Genomic DNA, 18,741 nt, shown 5'->3' with positions numbered 1-18,741 from the left:
GATGAAAATGGAAACAATGAAAATTGGAAACATCACGTTGACCTGGCTTGACGGAGGCGTGACGCATATGGACGGAGGCGCCATGTTCGGCGTTGTGCCAAAGCCGCTTTGGTCTAAAAAATATCCAGTCAATGAAAAAAACCAGATTGAACTAAGGACAGACCCTATTTTGATTCAAAAGGATGGGCTCAATATCATCGTTGACGCCGGAATTGGGTCCGGCAAGCTGACTGATAAACAAAAACGAAACTATGGCGTGACACAAGAGTCGAATGTGAAACCCTCATTAGCTGCACTCGGATTAACGGTTGCCGATATAGATGTGATCGCAATGACACACCTTCATTTTGATCATGCATGCGGTTTAACGGAGTATGAAGGTGAACGGCTCGTCTCTGTCTTTCCGAATGCAGTGATTTATACATCTGCTGTTGAATGGGACGAAATGCGCCATCCGAATATCAGGTCGAAAAATACGTATTGGAAAGAAAATTGGGAGGCTGTAGCTGGCCAAGTCAAAACCTTTGAAGACACCTTAACGATCACAGAGGGTATTACACTGCATCACACCGGAGGCCATAGCGACGGACACAGTGTCCTGATATGCGAGGATGCGGGTGAAACTGCCGTACATATGGCAGATCTGATGCCGACACATGCCCACCGCAATCCGCTATGGGTGCTGGCTTACGATGATTATCCGATGACCTCTATCCCGCAAAAGCAGAAATGGCAGGCGTTCGCAGCAGAAAAAGACGCTTGGTTTATTTTTTATCATGATGCCGAGTATCGCGCCCTTCAATGGGAGGAGGACGGAAGCATCAAAGATTCAGTCAAGCGAATGAAGCAATAGCATATTTTTATGTTTACCCTGCATGTTTTCCGGCTAATAATGCAAACCTAGTACTAATTATGCTCAGAAAGGAAGAGGCAGGGTGAAACAATTCAAAGTAACAAACGAAGGAGACATTCAAACAACATTAAGAGGCCTTGAAGTGCTCTCTGTTCCTTTTTTGAACAAAGGTGTTGCTTTTACTGAGGAAGAAAGAAAAGAACTTGGTTTAAAAGGCTTTCTGCCGCCCAAGGTATTAACAATTGATGATCAGGCGAAAAGAGCGTATGAACAATATTCCGCACAGCCTGACGATTTGAGCAAAAATGTCTATTTAACGGCGCTGCACGATCGGAATGAAACGCTGTTTTATCGCCTGTTAAATGACCATTTAGGGGAAATGCTCCCGATTGTCTACACACCGACAGTCGGAACGGCAATCCAGAGATACAGCCATGAATACAGAAAACCACGAGGGCTCTATCTGTCAATCGATGACCCGGACGGTATGAAAGAAGCATTTAAACAGTATAAAGATCAAAGCGATACGATCGATTTAATTGTTGCCACTGATGCGGAAGGAATTTTAGGAATCGGTGACTGGGGCGTCGGAGGAATCGCGATCTCTATTGGCAAGCTGGCGGTTTATACAGCGGCTGCGGGCATTGATCCGAGCAGAGTGCTGGCTGTTGTTTTAGATGCGGGGACAAATCAGGAGAGCCTCTTGAACGATCCGCTTTATGTCGGCAACCAGCATTCCAGAGTGCGCGGAGAACGTTATGACCAATTTATTGACGACTACGTTGCGCTGGCGAGAGAAACATTTCCGAATGCATTGCTGCATTGGGAGGATTTCGGGGCGAAAAACGCGCGAAGCATTTTGAAACGCTATAAAGATAAAGTGTGTACCTTCAATGATGATATCCAAGGAACTGGCGCTGTTTCTTTGGCCGCAGTCTTATCCTGTGCAAAAGCGTCTAAAGTTCCGCTGAGAGATCACAGAGTTGTTATATTCGGAGCGGGAACGGCAGGAATCGGAATTGCCGAACAGCTGCGGGAAGCATTGGTGCGCGAGGGGCTGAGTGAAGAAGAATCATACAAGCGCTTCTGGTGCATAGACAGAAACGGGCTGTTAACAGATGATATGGATCAGCTTCTTGATTTCCAAAAGCCGTATGCCCGTTCGGCTGATGAAGTGAAGGATTATCAGCGGAACGGAGACGGTGGAGGCATTGATCTTCTTGAAGTGGTCCGGCAGGCGAAACCGACGATCCTAATCGGCACATCTACAGTTTCCGGCGCTTTCACTGAAGAAATTGTAAAAGAAATGGCGTCACATGTGAAACGGCCGGCGATTTTGCCAATGTCAAATCCGACAACTCTTTCTGAAGCAAAACCGGAGGATTTAATCGAATGGACAGAAGGCCGTGCGCTGATCACGACAGGGAGCCCGTTCCCGCCAGTTGAATATAACGGAGTTACGTATCATATCGGGCAGGCAAACAACGCGCTTGTCTTCCCTGGTCTCGGTCTTGGAACGATTGTTACAAAATCAAAATTAATTACCGACGGCATGTTTGAAGCATGTGCCCGGGCAATCGCAGGTATGGTCAATGTCGGGGTGCCTGGCGCGCCGATGCTTCCAAAAGTTGAAGATTTGCGCACTGTTTCGGCAACCGTTGCTGTTGAAGTTGCAAAAACCGCAATGAAGGAAGGCGTCGCTACGGAAGAGCCTGAAGACATTATACAGGCAGTGCAGGATGCGATGTGGTATCCGGTATACAAACCGATTCGCGCGATATAATAAAAAAGAGCCGCTGCATAGGCAGCGGCTTCTATTTTTTGCTTGTCCGGTGTTAAGAGGCGATTGTATCAATGACATCAACAATTTCTCCCGTTTTCGCATCCACCATGACTTCATACTGTTCTAATTCTCCGAAAGCTGATCGTGTAATGCCGGTTTTGTATACCTGTACCGTTTCTCCGTTAATATTGTAAGGCTCCGGCTGGGTGTAAATCCATGATCCGTCAATCGGGCCCCGCTGCTTAAAAGCAGATTTTACAATTCGAAGCGCTTTTTCTGAAGAAATATAAGGCTTCATCACATATTGTTTCACAACGACAGCCGTACAAATTCCAAGTCCTGCTCCTAAAAGAAGATGACGCAATTTCAAAATAAAGCACCTCCTGGTTGATCGTACTTTTCATTATACAGAAACAGCCAAATCCTGTTAAGCAATACGCGGCTGATCGAGCAGATTGGGTCAGGGTGCTTGGAAAACTTCATTGTTTCTAATAAAATAAAAGGACTACATAGAAATGAGGGGAAAACATGAATCAAGAAACGAAAGCGCTTTTCCAAACACTGACGCAGCTTCCCGGCGCGCCGGGCAATGAGCATCAGGTTCGTGCTTTTATGAAGCAGGAGCTAGCCAAATATGCCGATGACATCGTTCAGGACAGACTGGGAAGTGTTTTCGGAGTCAGACGAGGCGCAGAGGACGCACCGAGAATTATGGTAGCCGGGCACATGGACGAAGTCGGCTTCATGGTGACATCCATTACAGACAACGGGCTGCTCAGATTCCAGACGCTCGGAGGCTGGTGGAGCCAGGTTTTGCTTGCGCAGCGGGTTGAAATTCAAACAGATAACGGGCCGGTTCCGGGTGTGATTTCAAGCATACCGCCGCATTTATTGACAGATGCGCAGCGAAACCGTCCGATGGATATCAAAAACATGATGATCGACATTGGAGCGGATGATAAGGAAGACGCCATCAAAATCGGCATTAAACCGGGACAGCAGATTGTGCCTGTTTGTCCGTTTACGACAATGGCGAATGAAAAGAAAATTTTATCAAAAGCATGGGATAACAGATATGGATGCGGCTTAAGCATTGAACTTCTGAAGGAATTACACGGTAAAGAGCTTCCGAATACACTCTATGCGGGTGCAACGGTTCAGGAAGAAGTAGGGCTAAGGGGTGCGCAGACGGCTTCTCATATGATTAAACCGGACTTGTTTTTCGCCCTTGACGCCAGCCCGGCAAACGATATGAGCGGAGACAAAAATGAATTCGGCCAGCTTGGAAAAGGCTTTTTGCTGCGCATTCTTGACAGAACGACAGTCATGCATCGCGGAATGAGGGAATTCGTTCTTGATATGGCTGAAACGCATGATATTCCATATCAATATTTTGTATCCGGCGGGGGAACAGACGCAGGCAAGGTTCATATTTCGAACAGCGGTGTGCCGTCAGCGGTTATCGGAATATGTTCCCGCTATATTCATACAAACGCTTCTATCATTCATATTGATGATTATGCTGCTGCTAAAGAAATGCTCATCAAACTTGTAACAGCCTGCGATAAGCAGACGGTGGATGCGATTAAAGAAAATATGTAGGTTTCATAAAAGCTTGTTGAACGAGCAGTAAGCTCGGATCGACAAGCTTTTTTCTTATTCTGTTTCAAATAGATAGGAAAGGGCCTTAATGGCTTGGTTAACGGTTTCAACCGTAATATTCGCTTTATTGGAAAGCTCTTTTAAAGGATGGTGGAGCGATTCCGGCCGGATGATAATCAGGGGTTTTCCTTTTGCGATCGCATATGATGCATCCATTGCCGTGTTCCACTGTTTGTACTTTTCGCCAAACAGGGCGATCACAAAGTCTGCTTTATTCATCAGGACGGCGGTTCTGAAGTTGTTGATGTCAGAGGCTTTGTCATCCTTTAAAACGGCATTTGGCTGTACGCCCATAATTTCTTCACCAATATTGTCTGAGCGGTCATGATTCTCCATTGGGCCAACAAACGTAATCGGGAGCTTCAGTGATTTTGTTTTTTCTTTAATTTCCTCGCGCCAATTGCTGTGGATTTCTCCTGCTAAATAGACGATAAACTCCATATAAAAATCCCTCCTTATGTATGTCCATCTGTAAATTTTACCCTCATGTACACGATGTTAAACGAAACGAGCTTGATAATGCAAATAAAATATGATAATGATAATGGGAAAGCCAATCTTACATATTCATTCGTTGCATATAAGTGGTTTTGCCTCAAGCAGTTTGGTATGATCCAAATGGACGAGTATCGATAAAAAACATGTAAGAACATAAACAACTGGAGGGATATGAAATGAAAAAAATTGAATCAACTCAAGAGCTGGAAAAAGCGGTAAAGGATGATTGGTCTGTATTTATGTTTTCAGCCGATTGGTGCCCGGATTGCCGTTTTGTAGAGCCTTTCCTGCCTGAATTGGAAGCGAATTTCCCTGAATTCACCTACTACTACGTAGACCGTGACAAATTCATTGATACATGTGCAGAGTGGGAAATTTACGGAATCCCAAGCTTTGTGGTGTTTAATGAAGGAAAAGAAGTAAATCGTTTTGTGAGCAAAGACCGCAAAACAAAAGAAGAAATTGAACAGTTTTTAACAGACTCTCTCGCTAAAGCGTAAAGGAGGACATCGGTTTGAAAATGACCTCAAGGAAGCTGTCAGATATACTGAAGCAGCGCCTTCAGCACGAGAATCGCTCCTTTCTGTTTGACAGAGAAAAAGACACCCTCCGTGTTGAGGATCAAACGACTAAAAAAGGGATTACACTCGATTTGCCGCCGATTATTGCAAAATGGGAACTGAAAAAAGACGAAGCCATTGATGAGATCGTGTACTATGTCTCCGAAGCGATGACGGCAATGGAAGGGAAGGCTCAGGAAATGACCGGGAAAGAAACTCGCATTTATCCGGTCATCCGCTCGACTTCCTTCCCGGACAAGTCCAGCGAAGATATCCCGCTCATTTATGACGATCATACCGCAGAGACAAGAATTTATTACGCGCTCGATCTCGGGAAAACCTACCGTTTAATTGACCAGCGCATGCTTGAGAAAGAAAACTGGACAAAAGAGCGGATCAGAGAGACGGCAGCATTTAATCTCCGTTCCCTGCCGACGGTTGTCAAAGAGGATACGGTTGCCGGCAATTACTTTTATTTCTTCAGGGCAAACGACGGATACGACGCAAGCCGGATTTTGAACGAAGCGATCTTAAATGAGTATAAGCAGCATGCAGAAGGGGAGCTGGCGATCTCTGTTCCTCATCAGGACGTTTTGATTCTTGCTGACATCCGGAATGAATCGGGGTATGATATTCTAGGACAAATGTCGATGAGCTTCTTTGCAGGCGGCACCGTCCCGATTACCGCCCTTTCATTTTTGTACAATGAAGGAAAGCTGGAACCGGTGTTTATCCTGGCGAAAAGCCGTCCGAAAAAGGATTAGAAAGGATTTTTACTTATGAACGCTTTTTATAATAAAGAAGGTGTGGGAGACACGCTCCTGATCTCTCTTCAAGATGTGACACGCGAACAATTAGGCTATGAAAAACACGGCGACGTCGTCAAAATTTTCAATAACGAAACAAAAGAAACAACGGGCTTCAACATTTTCAACGCGTCTTCTTACTTGACCATTGATGAAAACGGCCCTGTTGCGCTCTCAGAAACATTCGTGCAAGATGTGAATGAGATTTTAAACAGAAACGGCGTTGAAGAAACATTAGTCGTTGATTTATCTCCGAAGTTTGTTGTGGGGTATGTAGAATCAAAAGAAAAACATCCGAATGCGGATAAATTAAGCGTATGTAAAGTCAACGTAGGAGAAGAAACGCTTCAGATCGTCTGCGGCGCGCCTAACGTTGACCAAGGCCAAAAAGTTGTCGTTGCCAAAGTCGGTGCTGTGATGCCTAGCGGACTTGTCATTAAGGATGCAGAGCTTCGCGGCGTTCCGTCAAGCGGGATGATCTGCTCAGCGAAAGAGCTTGATTTGCCGGATGCCCCTGCTGAAAAAGGAATCCTTGTGTTAGAAGGAGACTATGAGGCGGGAGACGCATTTCAGTTTTAGACTCCCATAAATCCGCCAAAAAAAACGAATCATGTGAAAAGCCGCTAAGCCCTTGTTTAGCGGCTTTGTTTCTGCTGATAGCTTAATCTTTTCTGGGCCGACCAGCAGTGGTATACTAAAAACCGTCCCAGAAAACTATAAGGGAGTTAGAGATAAATTATGAGTTGGCTTCATAAATTTTTTGATTTGTTTTTAGGCGAAAGCGAAGAGGATGCTGAACGGGAGACAAAACCCGCTCAAATTCCGCAGCAACAAGAAGTACATCATCCTGAAGGACAATTAAAAAGATTGGAAGATCCTAAAATATATTATGAATATCCAAAAGGCAAATTCCGTTTTCCAGTCGTGCCTGACGGATACAAAAATCATGACCTGAGAAGGCGCCGCACACCATCGGACGAACCGAAATCCGCGCCTCGTCCAAGTGCTGCACCTTACAGAGAGCGTCCCAGAAATGAAGAAGAGCAGCATACATATCAAGCAGCAGAGCCGGCGAAGAAACCGTTTAAACCGACAAATATCCCTTCGCCTGTCTATGGATTCAATCAAAAACCATCTGTTAAAAAGGATGTGCCGAAAAAGCCTTCTGAAACATTGAACGAACCGGATAAATCGGTAAAAGAGAAGGTAACACTGCTGTCAGAAGAGATCGAACGTGAACGCGGCTATCCTGCTTCAGACACACAGGCGCATTCCAAAAAAGAAAGTCCTTTCTTCCCGGATACCCAATTTAAAAAACAGCCTTCTGGCGTTTTAAACAGAAAGGAAACGGAGCATGATGAGGCGCTGGCGAAACGGCCAGCCGAGCCGTCAGGTAACAAAGTGCCATTTGAGTCAGGCGTTCAACAGCCGGAAAAAGAGGAGCCTTCCTTCCCAGCTGAACATGCCGAAAAGCAAACACCGCCTGAGATGCTCACAGATACGGCGGCTGAAGGGCTTTCAGACAGTGAAGTAGGCCGCGAAGAGCCTGCAACGGCTAAGGAAGAACAAAGGGAGCAGCAGCCAGAGAAAATTGAAGAGCCTGTTTTCTCCGCTGAACATGATGAAGAGCAAACAGCTCCTGAATCTCAGACTGAGTCAGTATCTGAGGATGAAAAAGCAAAAGAGCCGTCAGACAGCCCAGTATACAATCACCATGAAAACGCGGCAGAAGGTGCTGAGTCCCCGTTCGTTCAAGAAGAACAAATGGACATTCGTCAGGAAGAGCCTTTATTTACTGATCATGAGTATTCATCAGAGGCTCTGGCTCAAGCAGAAACTGTGGCAAAAGAATCAGAAGAGCCATCAGAAAGCATAATAAATAATCATTATGACACCCTGGGAGAGGCTCAGGAAACGAAGATAGATGTTCAGCCAGACAGCCATACAGAGCTTGAGAAAACTGAACGCTTGGAGCAGGGTTCCAAATCGTTTACTGCAACTCTTGAAAACCGGCAGGAAATTCGCGCAGACAAACCTCGCGAAGCTTCAGAAGAGCCGAAAAAAAGGCCTGGTGTACAGGAGAAAAGGACTGAACAAAGCGCATCTTCTCAAAAAGGGCCATCCGTTCCTTTTAATGTGATGATGCTGAAAAGAGATACGCATAAACAGCAAAAAGCAGAGGAGCGCCGCGGCAGCTATGTATTTCCGAATGTTGCACTGCTTGATGTCCCGCCAGCGCAGGTTCAAGATGATGCTGCGTGGATCGAAGAACAGCGTCAGCTTCTTGATTTGACCTTGAAAAACTTCAATGTCCGCGCCAATGTGGTCCATGTAACCCAGGGTCCGTCTGTCACGAGATTTGAAGTGCATCCTGAACCAGGTGTAAAGGTGAATAAAATCACCAACTTGTCTGATGATATTAAACTTAGTCTTTCAGCGAGAGATATTCGGATTGAAGCGCCGATTCCGGGGAAAAATACGATCGGAATTGAAGTGCCGAACCGCACGAGCAAGGTGGTTGATTTGCGCCAAATGATTCGCAGCTCAGCTTTCAGGACAAGCAAGTCACCGCTCACAGCTGCGCTGGGATTAGATATTTCAGGAAATCCTGTTGTTATCGACTTGAAGAAAATGCCGCATGGCTTGATTGCCGGCGCTACAGGCTCCGGAAAAAGCGTATGCATCAATACAATATTAGTCAGCCTGCTTTATAAAGCTGACCCGAGTGAGGTAAAGGTGCTGCTGATTGATCCGAAAATGGTAGAGCTGGCCCCTTACAATAAAATTCCTCACCTCGTCAGCCCGGTCATTACTGATGCTAAAGCGGCTACAGCTGCTTTGAAATGGGTCGTTGAGGAAATGGAGCGCCGCTATGAGCTTTTTGCCCATTCAGGTGTTCGCGACATTGACCGCTTTAATCAATTAACCGCTGAACACCAAATGGGTGAAAAGCTGCCATATTTAGTTGTCATTATTGATGAGCTTGCAGATTTGATGATGGTGGCTCCAAACGATGTGGAAGAAAGCATTGCGCGGATCGCCCAAAAAGCCAGAGCGTGCGGTATCCATCTTCTCGTCGCAACTCAGCGTCCGTCAGTCGATGTCATAACAGGTCTGATTAAGGCGAATATCCCGACGAGAATTGCCTTTTCTGTCTCAAGCCAGGTTGATTCCCGAACAATTATTGACATAGCCGGTGCAGAAAAGCTTCTCGGAAAAGGGGATATGCTCTTTTTGGAAAACGGATCGGGAAAACCGGTCCGTCTGCAAGGTAACTTTGTGTCAGACCGGGAAATCGACCGCGTCGTTTCCCACGTCAGAAGCCAAATGCCGCCGACCTATTTATTTGAACAAGAAGAGCTCGTAAGACAAGGATCAGCCCTGAAAGAAGAGGACGAACTGTTTTACGAAGCGTGTGAGTTTGTTGTAGAGCAAAACAGTGCGAGCACTTCAAGCCTGCAAAGAAGATTCAGAATCGGTTACAATCGTGCGGCAAGGCTGATCGACATGATGGAAGCGGAAGGCATGATCTCTGAGGCAAAAGGAAGCAAGCCTCGAGAGGTGCTGATCACAGCAAGTGATTTAATAAACGAATAATATGGGTTCATTTTCACACCAAACATGGTATGATAGTGTTTAGAGCATTTAACAGCTATGCCGCTTTACAGCAGCTGTGCATAGACAAATCTTGATATCTGGGTTTAATCGGAAAGAAATAACCTGATACTAAACATAACAAAACATATAAAATACGCCGCTAAGGGAGGCTTTTCAGCCGCCGCGGTCGCAAATTGAAATGAGCGTCATATACTGGGGAACAGATAGACGTTTGTTGGAGGTACAATTATGACTGTTTATCATTTTGTTGGAATAAAAGGGACCGGTATGAGTCCGCTTGCCCAAATACTTCATGATAATGGATATACTGTCCAAGGATCGGATATCGAAAAATTTATTTTTACGCAAACAGCGCTTGAAAAAAGAAATATTACGATTCTTCCTTTTAGAGCGGAAAATATTAAACCCGGCATGACAGTCATCGCCGGAAACGCATTCCCAGACACGCATCCTGAAATAGAAAAAGCGATGTCTGAGGGAATTCCGGTGATACGTTATCATAAGTTTTTAGGCGACTACATGAAAAAATTCACGAGTGTTGCCGTTACGGGTGCACACGGCAAAACGTCGACTACGGGTCTGCTGGCTCACGTGATCCAAAACGCAAAACCGACGTCTTTCTTAATCGGAGACGGAACAGGCCAGGGAAATGAAAACAGCGAATACTTTGTGTTTGAAGCGTGCGAATACCGCCGCCATTTCTTAAGCTATCAGCCAGATTATGCGATTATGACGAATATTGATTTTGATCACCCTGATTACTTCTCAAGCATTGACGATGTATTTGACGCTTTCCAAGAGATGGCTCTTCAAGTCAACAAAGGCATTATTGCCTGCGGAGACGATGAGCATCTGCCGAAAATCCATGCGAACGTCCCGGTTGTGTATTACGGCACGGGGGAAGAAAATGATTTTCAAGCCAGAAACATCGTAAAAAGCACGGAAGGGACAACTTTTGATGTCTTTGTCCGCAATACGTTCTATGATACGTTTTATATTCCTGCGTACGGCCACCACAATGTATTAAACTCATTGGCGGTCATTGCGTTATGCCATTATGAAGAAATTGATTCCAGCATCATTAAGCATGCTCTCAAATCCTTTGGGGGCGTCAAACGCAGATTCAATGAGAAGCAGCTTGGGGATCAAGTGCTGATTGATGACTATGCCCATCATCCGACAGAAATAAAAGTGACAATCGAGGCGGCAAGACAGAAGTATCCAGATCGGGAAATTGTCGCGGTATTTCAGCCTCATACATTTACACGGACGCAGCAGTTCCTTGACGAATTTGCAGAAAGCCTGAGCGGCGCTGACTGTGTGTATTTATGCGATATTTTCGGCTCAGCCCGTGAGAATGCCGGAAAGCTGACGATCGGCGATCTCCAGGGAAAAATTCATAATGCCAAGCTGATTGAAGAAGATGACACATCTGTTTTAAAAGCTCATGATAAAGCCGTTCTCATCTTCATGGGAGCAGGAGATATCCAAAAATATATGAGAGCCTACGAAAACGTCATGGCATAATAAAAAGCAGTGATCTCACTGCTTTTTATTTATCTGATGGGAAAGCTTATTAAAGGATTTTCTTACATAACGGAGAATAGTATGTATACAGCCCAGTACACATGTTTATGATTGAAGAAAACGGGTAAACAGCAGTATATCCTGCAGCAAGGAGGTTTGAGATGATTATTATTCTTTATTTGAGCGTTGCACTCATCGCAGTTGCATTTCTCGTATTAGTGATCTACTTGTCTAAAACATTGAAGTCATTGCAGCTGACACTAAAAAACGTCGCATCCACTCTTGAAGGGCTGGAGGGACAAATGAAGGGCATCACAACTGAAACAGCCGAGCTTTTACATAAGACCAACCGCCTGGCTGAAGATATTCAGGAAAAATCAGAAAAGCTGAACACGGTCGTTCATGCTGTTCAAGGAGTGGGAGCTTCTGTACAGCAGTTCAATACATCCATGAAACAAGCGGCAGGGTCTGTATCGGCATCAGTTAGAGAAAATCAAGATAAGATCAATCAAGTTGTCACATGGAGTCAAGCAGCAATGGAAATTTGGGAGAAATGGAAGCAAAAGAAAAAATCAGCCCTGTAAGAGAAAAAAATACTAAGAGGAGGAATAATGATGAGCAAAGATGGAATTAATAGTAAAGATTTTTTAATCGGAACTTTAATCGGGGGAATCATCGGTGCCACTACAGCTCTTTTTCTAGCGCCTAAATCAGGCAAAGAACTTCGCGACGATCTTGGCAGCCAAGCTGTTGCTTTACGGGACAAAACTGATAAAATGACGGCAGATGCGAAGGAAAAAGGCACGCAATATGTCAGCATCGCAAAAGACAAAACTTCCAACATCACACAGCTTGTAGCGGATCAGTCTGGGCAGATCATGAACAAGGTAAAGGATTTAAGAGACCGTTCCAAATCTGACAAAACGGATTCATCGACTGCAATGCAGGATATGAGGGAAGAAGCAATGCAGGCAGCCGATGAAACAAAAGATCAAGTCCTCCAGACGAAAGAAGATGTAAAAGACGAACTGAAAGATGCACAAAAACAGGCTGAGCAGTTGAATCGCTGAGCAGGGAAGGAAGAGCTTGAGTCATGGCTAAACAGCTTATTCAATCTGAGGAAGAATTTAAACGGATTGCAGAACAGGAAGGCGTTTTCGTCTTCTTTAAACACAGCACCACATGCCCGATCAGCCAGGCAGCATTTCATGAGTTTGATGCCTTTGCAAATCAGCATGAGGATGTGCCGGCTTACTATCTTCAAGTACAAGAAGCCCGGCCGCTGTCCAATTTCATTGCAGAAACATATGGGGTCAAGCATGAAAGCCCTCAGGTATTCATCATCCAGAACGGTGAAGTGAAATGGCATACCTCACATTCACAAATTACAGAAGCCGCTATTGAGCAGCATTTGTCATAGAAAAAAGCGTCCAGATATCATCTGGCGCTTTTTTTTGTAAAAAACCCTTGAACATTGCCCTCACATCATGTAGGATAGCTTCATAGATTACTTTATCACTTAAAAGCGTTTGGGTAATAAAGTAGAGTTTTTATAAAATTTTTTGTATTTCAGTATTTCCATTTGGAATTACTTATAGTAAGATGCATGATAACTACAAAATAAAAAATGAATGTGCAGGGAAAGGATGAAAAAAATGAGCAACACAGAGTTAGAGCTTTTAAGGCAGAAAGCAGACGAATTAAACCTACAAATTTTAAAACTAATCAACGAACGCGGCAATGTTGTAAAAGAGATCGGTAAAGCGAAGGAAGCACAGGGTGTCAACCGATTTGACCCTGTCAGAGAACGCACAATGTTAAACAATATCATTGAAAACAATGACGGGCCGTTCGAAAATTCAACCATCCAGCACATTTTTAAAGAGATATTCAAAGCCGGTTTAGAGCTTCAGGAAGAAGATCACAGCAAAGCGCTGCTTGTCTCCCGCAAGAAAAAACCTGAAGATACAATTGTTGATATCAAAGGCGAAAAAATCGGAGACGGCCAGCAAAGATTCATTGTAGGCCCATGTGCGGTAGAGAGCTATGAGCAGGTAGCTGAAGTCGCTGCGGCTGCGAAAAAACAAGGGATTAAAATTTTGCGCGGTGGAGCCTTTAAGCCTCGTACGAGCCCATACGATTTCCAAGGGCTTGGTGTTGAAGGCCTTCAAATTTTAAAACGTGTAGCGGATGAATTTGATCTGGCGGTTATCAGTGAAATCGTAACTCCGGCTCATATCGAAGAAGCGCTGGACTACATTGATGTCATTCAAATCGGAGCGCGCAACATGCAAAACTTCGAATTGCTGAAAGCGGCCGGCGCCGTGAAAAAGCCAGTGCTTCTGAAGCGCGGTCTTGCTGCAACGATCTCTGAATTCATCAATGCTGCTGAATACATCATGTCACAAGGAAATGACCAAATTATCCTTTGTGAGCGCGGAATCAGAACATATGAAACAGCAACGAGAAACACGCTGGATATTTCAGCTGTGCCGATTTTGAAACAAGAAACGCATTTGCCAGTCTTTGTTGATGTTACGCATTCAACAGGCCGCCGTGACCTCTTGCTTCCGACAGCTAAAGCCGCTTTAGCGATCGGTGCAGATGGCGTAATGGCTGAGGTTCACCCTGATCCGTCGGTCGCACTTTCTGACTCTGCTCAGCAAATGGCGATTCCTGAATTCGAAAAATGGCTGAATGAACTGAAGCCAATGGTGAAAGTCAACGCTTAATTGAACAATCCAAAAGGCCGCGCCTGCGGCCTTTTTTTATGCTTTCTCGTTTATTTAGTTATAAAAACCAAGTATACGTTTTCATCATCTATAAAAACGTGTATAATTTCATGAGAAGTAATTAAATTTGATGAATAATGAAAAATAATGTACACTACTGACTTACGCTTACAAATCATAAACGACATAAATTCGGACATTATGACATTTCTCTACATAAAGTGTTTATGCTATAGATAAGGATAAGTGTATCCAGTAAAAGGAGTGGTTTTAGGATGAGCAATATTACGATCTACGATGTAGCGAGAGAAGCTAATGTAAGCATGGCAACCGTTTCCCGTGTCGTGAACGGCAACCCGAATGTAAAACCGACAACGAGGAAAAAAGTCTTGGAAGCCATTGAACGTCTCGGTTACCGTCCAAACGCGGTGGCAAGAGGGCTGGCAAGTAAAAAAACAACAACTGTAGGTGTCATCATTCCCGATATCTCAAGCATTTTCTATTCAGAGCTTGCACGCGGAATTGAAGATATCGCGACAATGTATAAATACAATATTATTTTGAGCAACTCTGACCAAAACATGGAGAAAGAGCTGCACTTGTTAAACACAATGCTCGGCAAACAAGTGGACGGCATCGTGTTTATGGGCGGAAACATTACGGACGAGCATGTGGCGGAATTTAAGCGTTCCCCAGTGCCGATTGTACTTGCCGCTTCTGTAGAAGAGCAGGAGGAAACACCGTCAGTCGCTATCGATTACGAACAGGCGATTTATGATGCTGTGAAGCTTTTGGTTGATAAAGGACATACAGACATCGCATTCGTTTCCGGACCAATGGCAGAACCGATCAACCGTTCAAAAAAACTCCAAGGCTACAAACGTGCGCTTGAAGAAGCGAACCTTCCGTTTAATGAACAATTTGTAGCTGAAGGGGATTACACATATGATTCCGGACTCGAAGCACTGCAGCATCTGATGAGCCTGGATAAAAAACCGACAGCCATTCTTTCTGCAACTGATGAAATGGCACTCGGCATTATCCATGCCGCTCAGGATCAGGGCTTATCCATTCCGGAGGATCTCGACATTATCGGCTTTGATAATACAAGATTAAGCCTCATGGTTCGTCCGCAGCTTTCAACAGTTGTTCAGCCGACATATGATATTGGCGCCGTTGCGATGAGACTGCTGACGAAGCTCATGAATAAAGAGCCGGTTGAAGAGCATATCGTCGAACTGCCGCACCGTATAGAGCTAAGAAAGTCAACCAAGTCATAAGAAAAACTAAGAGCAAGCTTCACCTTTATGGTGAATTCTTGCTTTTTTCATGGGGAGAAATGATGAAACGTTTTGATTATCTTACACCTGTTGGATTTGTGTTAGGAACGATTATTATTGTTATCGGGATTATTTCGGGATCTGGAGTAAGCGGTTTCCGCTCTTTTCTTGATCTGACCTCTTTCTTCATCGTAACAGGGGGACTTTGCGCCGCTGTTTTTATCAGTTTTCCGCCAAGAGAGCTGAAAAAAGCGCCCTCTGTGTTAAAGCAGGCATTCATCCGCCAGGAAGACAATGTGAAAGATCTTGTGAAAACCTTTGTTTCCCTTTCCGATCACGCGCGAAAACACGGGCTTTTATCATTGGATGATCAGGCTCGGGAAATCAAAGATCCATTCTTGAAAAAAGGGCTGCTTTTAGCGATTGATGGCTGGGATGAAGAAACGATTCGGCTCGTCATGGATTCAGAAATCGCAGCAATGGAGGAACGGCACCGAAAAGGGCGGCGAGTTTTTGAAAAAGCGGGAGAATTCGCTCCGGCGTGGGGAATGATCGGAACACTCGTCGGGCTTGTGCTGATGCTCAAAAACTTAAACGACCCGCATATGCTCGGACCAAACATGGCCATTGCGCTTCTGACGACTTTATATGGTTCATTACTGGCAAATATGGTCTTCAACCCGATCGCGGCTAAGCTTGAAGAGAAAACAGAAAGTGAAATTTTCATCAAGCAGGTAATGGTGGAAGGGATTATCGGTGTTCAATCCGGAAAAAACCCGCGCAACCTTGAAAGCCAGCTGGTCGTTTTCAGCTCACGGGAAGAATGGAAGAAGCAGCCAAAACAAGTAAAAACAAAAAAGGGATCTGTACATGAAGCTTAGAAGAGAACGTTTTGGCAGAAGGAATGGAAGCGGAAAAAACAGTCAATCTTCATCCAGCTGGATGGTAACCTTTACAGATCTGATCACCTTGATCCTTGTGTTCTTTATTTTACTCTTTTCGATGTCCCAAATCGATCTGCAAAAATTTAAAGCGGCGGTGGACTCGATCCAGAAGGAAGGCAACGGGCTTCAGCCGGACCAAACATCCATAGAAAAAAAGAATACATCCCCATCTGATACGAAGAAGCAAGAGGATCAGCAGGATCAGCTTCTCAAGAAAGTAAATACATATATAAAAGACAATCATTTGAAGGCCCAAATGACAGCCAAACGGGATGAACGCGGTGTCGTGCTCGTTCTTCAGGAGGCTGTGCTGTTTGATACAGGTGAGGCAAAGGTGCTGAAAAATGCCGAAACACTTCTTCACCAAATTGCCGTTCTTCTTCAAACCATTCCAAATGACATTCAGGTGGAGGGACATACAGACAGCCGAAACATTTCGACATACCGATACCCGTCGAACTGGGAGCTATCAGCAGCACGGGCGAGTGGAGTTATTCAATACTTCACGTCTAAAGAGAAGCTTCCCTCCAAGCGCTTTATTGCTGTCGGTTATGCGGATACAAAGCCGGTAAAGGATAACAAGACAAATGAACACATGAAGGAAAATCGGCGTGTGGAAATAGTGATCAAAAAATCAAAAACGACCTCTTCGTAAAGGTCGTTTTTTACTTTGTTCTTTGCTGTTCAGAACGTATCGCATATAATGCTTTGCTGACAGTTTGGGCATTTTTTTCTGTAATTTCAGGCTTGCGGGGAATCGGAGGATATAAATCAGCCGGATCGCTCCAGCTCGACGGAAGGGCCACGGGGCATTGTTTTTGCCATTTAGCAATCCATTCCGGCGGGATCTCGTGTCCCGGGTCAATTCCCTTCATTTCAAGCCATATTCTGGCCCAGGCGCGGGGCACGACACGCCAAATATCATATCCGCCGCCTCCGACTGCAATCCATTTCCCTCCGCAATATTGATGAGCCAAAGTGTGTGCAAGACGGGGGATTTCTTCGTATATATTGATTGTTGCTGATAAATGCGTCAGCGGGTCGTAGTAATGGGCATCGGCGCCGTTTTGGCTGATAATGACATCGGGCTTGAAATAAGCGGCGACTTCTGAAGCTGCTGTCCGGTAAGCCTCAAGAAAAGAATCATCCTCTGTAAAAGCGTCAAGCGGGATATTAAAGGAATAGCCATATCCTTTTCCGCTTCCTTTTTCTTGGATCTGACCGGTTCCAGGGAATAAATACCTTCCTGTTTCATGAATGGACAGCGTGCATACGTCAGGATTATCGTAAAATGTAAATTGCACACCGTCCCCGTGGTGGGCGTCGGTATCAATATAAAGTACCCTGGATCTGTATTTTTTCTGGATATATTGAATCGCCACAGCGCTGTCATTATATATGCAAAACCCTGAAGCTCTCCCACGAAAGCCGTGATGAAGCCCTCCGCCAAGGTTTGCCGCATGCAGGGCTTGTCCTGACATGACCCAGTCTGCGGCCGTTAAAGTGCCGCCGACCAAGAGTGATGCCGCTTCGTGCATGCCGGCAAAGACGGGTGTGTCTTCAGTGCCGAGCCCGTAGCTTTCTCCTTCTTCAGCGGGAAGCTTTCCGGCGCCCGCAAGCTTTACGGCCTGAATGTAATCGTCCGTGTGGACAAGGGAAAGCTCCTCTTCTGAAGCGAGTCTGGGGGTGACAATGTCTCCATCATCAAAGGCATTGATCGTCTTAAGCAAATCATATGTTAACAGAACCCGCTGCTGATTAAAGGGATGCTCCTGATGAAACATATAGGTTTGGTAGGATGGAGAATAGATAAATACACTGTCTCTCATAGCAGGTCCCTTTGCTCTGACGGCCATACGACGTGGTGTCCATTTCTTTGTAATGCCTGCAAAAACGGCAGCGGATTCATCGTTTTTACACGGAAGACAAGCACTTTTACACCGGGATCGTCATGCGGATAAACAAGCACGCTTAATATTTTCACTTGAAGGTCTTGGCAAAGACTGCTGATCTCAGCGAGGCTTTTGGTGATGTCGTTTACTTTTATCTCAATTTGCGATCCCGGCTGGTCAGCGCCTGTCAATTTGACAAACGTCCGCAGCAAATCGGTTTTTGTTAAAATGCCTATTAATTTTTGATGGTGCACCACTGGAAGGCAGCCGATGCCATGCTCGTAGAACACGGCTGATATTTCTTCGACAAAATCTAACGGGTGGGCGCAGACAACATCCTTTTTCATAATTGAATCTACGCTTCGTGTGAGAAATAGGCTTCGTTTGTTTTCTTCAAAAATACTCGGGCTGGCCTGTTTCATGTCTCTGTCTGTAATCATGCCGATCACGTGTCGTTCTTCATCTACAACAGGCAGATGCCTGATATGGAATTCCTTCAGTTTGCATATTGCTGTTTCAAGCGTATCCGTCTTCGTTAATGTAATGACATCTCTTTTCATGATTTGCTCAACAATCATTATTTTTT

General features: G+C 44.9%; 20 protein-coding genes. 16 read left to right on the top strand and 4 right to left on the bottom strand.

Features of this window, described 5'->3' with window-relative positions; translation table 11 throughout:
* Positions 1 to 7: 7 nt before the first annotated feature.
* Both QF06_RS13145 and QF06_RS13140 read left to right on the top strand, forming a co-directional pair.
* Positions 8 to 853 carry a YtnP family quorum-quenching lactonase gene (locus QF06_RS13145; RefSeq protein WP_032726424.1) on the top strand — a complete coding sequence of 282 codons (846 nt, stop codon included), beginning with the start codon at positions 8 to 10 and terminating at the stop codon, positions 851 to 853.
* Between the two features lie 82 nt (positions 854 to 935).
* Positions 936 to 2,636, top strand: coding sequence for an NAD-dependent malic enzyme (locus QF06_RS13140; protein WP_014480576.1), 1,701 nt, complete (start codon positions 936 to 938; stop codon positions 2,634 to 2,636).
* A gap of 52 nt (positions 2,637 to 2,688) precedes the next feature.
* Here the strand turns inward: QF06_RS13140 and QF06_RS13135 are convergent, their stop codons facing one another.
* A complete protein-coding gene (locus QF06_RS13135; RefSeq protein WP_014477682.1) occupies positions 2,689 to 3,006 on the bottom strand; it encodes a PepSY domain-containing protein in 318 nt (105 codons plus the stop codon).
* A 158-nt stretch (positions 3,007 to 3,164) separates the two neighbouring features.
* On the opposite strand from QF06_RS13135, the gene QF06_RS13130 reads away from it, so the two are divergent.
* On the top strand, positions 3,165 to 4,238 hold the full coding sequence (locus QF06_RS13130) for a M42 family metallopeptidase (RefSeq protein ID WP_014480574.1): 1,074 nt from the start codon (positions 3,165 to 3,167) through the stop codon (positions 4,236 to 4,238).
* 54 nt (positions 4,239 to 4,292) lie between these two features.
* Here the strand turns inward: QF06_RS13130 and QF06_RS13125 are convergent, their stop codons facing one another.
* The gene (locus QF06_RS13125) at positions 4,293 to 4,739 is read right to left on the bottom strand and encodes a YtoQ family protein (protein WP_003229263.1); all 447 of its coding nucleotides are present in this window, start codon (positions 4,737 to 4,739) and stop codon (positions 4,293 to 4,295) included.
* 78 nt (positions 4,740 to 4,817) lie between these two features.
* Between QF06_RS13125 and QF06_RS21890 the strand changes: the two genes are divergently transcribed.
* From QF06_RS21890 to motS, 13 genes are all read left to right on the top strand, one after another.
* Complete coding sequence (locus QF06_RS21890; protein WP_004399150.1) at positions 4,818 to 4,934, top strand: hypothetical protein; 117 nt, start codon at positions 4,818 to 4,820, stop codon at positions 4,932 to 4,934.
* Between the two features lie 38 nt (positions 4,935 to 4,972).
* Positions 4,973 to 5,296 (top strand): thioredoxin family protein, encoded by a 324-nt coding sequence (locus QF06_RS13120; RefSeq protein WP_003229265.1) that lies wholly within the window; start codon positions 4,973 to 4,975, stop codon positions 5,294 to 5,296.
* A 14-nt stretch (positions 5,297 to 5,310) separates the two neighbouring features.
* Complete coding sequence (locus QF06_RS13115) at positions 5,311 to 6,120, top strand: DUF1444 domain-containing protein (RefSeq protein ID WP_009967991.1); 810 nt, start codon at positions 5,311 to 5,313, stop codon at positions 6,118 to 6,120.
* Positions 6,121 to 6,135: 15 nt separating this feature from the next.
* A complete protein-coding gene (gene ytpR / locus QF06_RS13110; protein ID WP_003229269.1) occupies positions 6,136 to 6,741 on the top strand; it encodes a YtpR family tRNA-binding protein in 606 nt (201 codons plus the stop codon).
* Positions 6,742 to 6,900: 159 nt separating this feature from the next.
* Positions 6,901 to 9,759, top strand: a complete 2,859-nt coding sequence (gene sftA / locus QF06_RS13105) for a DNA translocase SftA (RefSeq protein WP_015714531.1) — start codon at positions 6,901 to 6,903, stop codon at positions 9,757 to 9,759.
* A gap of 249 nt (positions 9,760 to 10,008) precedes the next feature.
* The gene (gene murC / locus QF06_RS13100; RefSeq protein ID WP_015714530.1) at positions 10,009 to 11,307 is read left to right on the top strand and encodes a UDP-N-acetylmuramate--L-alanine ligase; all 1,299 of its coding nucleotides are present in this window, start codon (positions 10,009 to 10,011) and stop codon (positions 11,305 to 11,307) included.
* 161 nt (positions 11,308 to 11,468) lie between these two features.
* Positions 11,469 to 11,891 (top strand): DUF948 domain-containing protein, encoded by a 423-nt coding sequence (locus QF06_RS13095; protein WP_003229276.1) that lies wholly within the window; start codon positions 11,469 to 11,471, stop codon positions 11,889 to 11,891.
* Positions 11,892 to 11,921: 30 nt separating this feature from the next.
* Positions 11,922 to 12,377, top strand: coding sequence for a YtxH domain-containing protein (locus tag QF06_RS13090; protein WP_004398549.1), 456 nt, complete (start codon positions 11,922 to 11,924; stop codon positions 12,375 to 12,377).
* Positions 12,378 to 12,400: 23 nt separating this feature from the next.
* Complete coding sequence (gene ytxJ / locus QF06_RS13085) at positions 12,401 to 12,727, top strand: bacillithiol system redox-active protein YtxJ (protein ID WP_015714529.1); 327 nt, start codon at positions 12,401 to 12,403, stop codon at positions 12,725 to 12,727.
* Between the two features lie 235 nt (positions 12,728 to 12,962).
* Positions 12,963 to 14,039, top strand: coding sequence for a bifunctional 3-deoxy-7-phosphoheptulonate synthase/chorismate mutase (locus tag QF06_RS13080; protein ID WP_003223454.1), 1,077 nt, complete (start codon positions 12,963 to 12,965; stop codon positions 14,037 to 14,039).
* 275 nt (positions 14,040 to 14,314) lie between these two features.
* Complete coding sequence (ccpA, locus tag QF06_RS13075; protein WP_003229285.1) at positions 14,315 to 15,319, top strand: catabolite control protein A; 1,005 nt, start codon at positions 14,315 to 14,317, stop codon at positions 15,317 to 15,319.
* A 62-nt stretch (positions 15,320 to 15,381) separates the two neighbouring features.
* Positions 15,382 to 16,200: a flagellar motor protein MotP gene (gene motP, locus QF06_RS13070; RefSeq protein WP_015714528.1), complete on the top strand. Its 819-nt coding sequence runs from the start codon at positions 15,382 to 15,384 to the stop codon at positions 16,198 to 16,200.
* Positions 16,190 to 16,918 carry a flagellar motor protein MotS gene (gene motS / locus QF06_RS13065; protein ID WP_015714527.1) on the top strand — a complete coding sequence of 243 codons (729 nt, stop codon included), beginning with the start codon at positions 16,190 to 16,192 and terminating at the stop codon, positions 16,916 to 16,918. Before motP ends, motS begins: the two co-directional genes overlap by 11 nt.
* A 10-nt stretch (positions 16,919 to 16,928) precedes the next feature.
* Here the strand turns inward: motS and QF06_RS13060 are convergent, their stop codons facing one another.
* On the bottom strand, positions 16,929 to 18,092 hold the full coding sequence (locus QF06_RS13060; RefSeq protein WP_015714526.1) for an acetoin utilization protein AcuC: 1,164 nt from the start codon (positions 18,090 to 18,092) through the stop codon (positions 16,929 to 16,931).
* Complete coding sequence (locus tag QF06_RS13055; RefSeq protein ID WP_003229294.1) at positions 18,089 to 18,733, bottom strand: acetoin utilization AcuB family protein; 645 nt, start codon at positions 18,731 to 18,733, stop codon at positions 18,089 to 18,091. Before QF06_RS13055 ends, QF06_RS13060 begins: the two co-directional genes overlap by 4 nt.
* Between the last annotated feature and the right edge of the window lie 8 nt (positions 18,734 to 18,741).

Source organism: Bacillus sp. YP1, assembly GCF_000877815.1.
Taxonomy (GTDB): domain Bacteria; phylum Bacillota; class Bacilli; order Bacillales; family Bacillaceae; genus Bacillus; species Bacillus subtilis.
Note: the sequence above shows the minus strand (reverse complement) of the source record. Positions and strands in the feature narration are given on the sequence as shown.

Excerpts from the sequence above, each read along its gene's own strand:
- QF06_RS13145 (WP_032726424.1), top strand. The coding sequence starts at position 8 with ATGGAAACAATGAAAATTGGAAACATCACGTTGACCTGGCTTGACGGA.
- QF06_RS13130 (WP_014480574.1), top strand. The coding sequence starts at position 3,165 with ATGAATCAAGAAACGAAAGCGCTTTTCCAAACACTGACGCAGCTTCCC.
- QF06_RS13125 (WP_003229263.1), bottom strand. The coding sequence starts at position 4,739 with ATGGAGTTTATCGTCTATTTAGCAGGAGAAATCCACAGCAATTGGCGC.
- QF06_RS21890 (WP_004399150.1), top strand. The coding sequence starts at position 4,818 with ATGCAAATAAAATATGATAATGATAATGGGAAAGCCAATCTTACATAT.
- QF06_RS13120 (WP_003229265.1), top strand. The coding sequence starts at position 4,973 with ATGAAAAAAATTGAATCAACTCAAGAGCTGGAAAAAGCGGTAAAGGAT.
- ytpR (WP_003229269.1), top strand. The coding sequence starts at position 6,136 with ATGAACGCTTTTTATAATAAAGAAGGTGTGGGAGACACGCTCCTGATC.
- sftA (WP_015714531.1), top strand. The coding sequence starts at position 6,901 with ATGAGTTGGCTTCATAAATTTTTTGATTTGTTTTTAGGCGAAAGCGAA.
- murC (WP_015714530.1), top strand. The coding sequence starts at position 10,009 with ATGACTGTTTATCATTTTGTTGGAATAAAAGGGACCGGTATGAGTCCG.
- QF06_RS13095 (WP_003229276.1), top strand. The coding sequence starts at position 11,469 with ATGATTATTATTCTTTATTTGAGCGTTGCACTCATCGCAGTTGCATTT.
- QF06_RS13090 (WP_004398549.1), top strand. The coding sequence starts at position 11,922 with ATGAGCAAAGATGGAATTAATAGTAAAGATTTTTTAATCGGAACTTTA.
- ytxJ (WP_015714529.1), top strand. The coding sequence starts at position 12,401 with ATGGCTAAACAGCTTATTCAATCTGAGGAAGAATTTAAACGGATTGCA.
- QF06_RS13080 (WP_003223454.1), top strand. The coding sequence starts at position 12,963 with ATGAGCAACACAGAGTTAGAGCTTTTAAGGCAGAAAGCAGACGAATTA.
- ccpA (WP_003229285.1), top strand. The coding sequence starts at position 14,315 with ATGAGCAATATTACGATCTACGATGTAGCGAGAGAAGCTAATGTAAGC.
- motP (WP_015714528.1), top strand. The coding sequence starts at position 15,382 with ATGAAACGTTTTGATTATCTTACACCTGTTGGATTTGTGTTAGGAACG.
- motS (WP_015714527.1), top strand. The coding sequence starts at position 16,190 with ATGAAGCTTAGAAGAGAACGTTTTGGCAGAAGGAATGGAAGCGGAAAA.
- QF06_RS13060 (WP_015714526.1), bottom strand. The coding sequence starts at position 18,092 with ATGAGAGACAGTGTATTTATCTATTCTCCATCCTACCAAACCTATATG.
- QF06_RS13055 (WP_003229294.1), bottom strand. The coding sequence starts at position 18,733 with ATGATTGTTGAGCAAATCATGAAAAGAGATGTCATTACATTAACGAAG.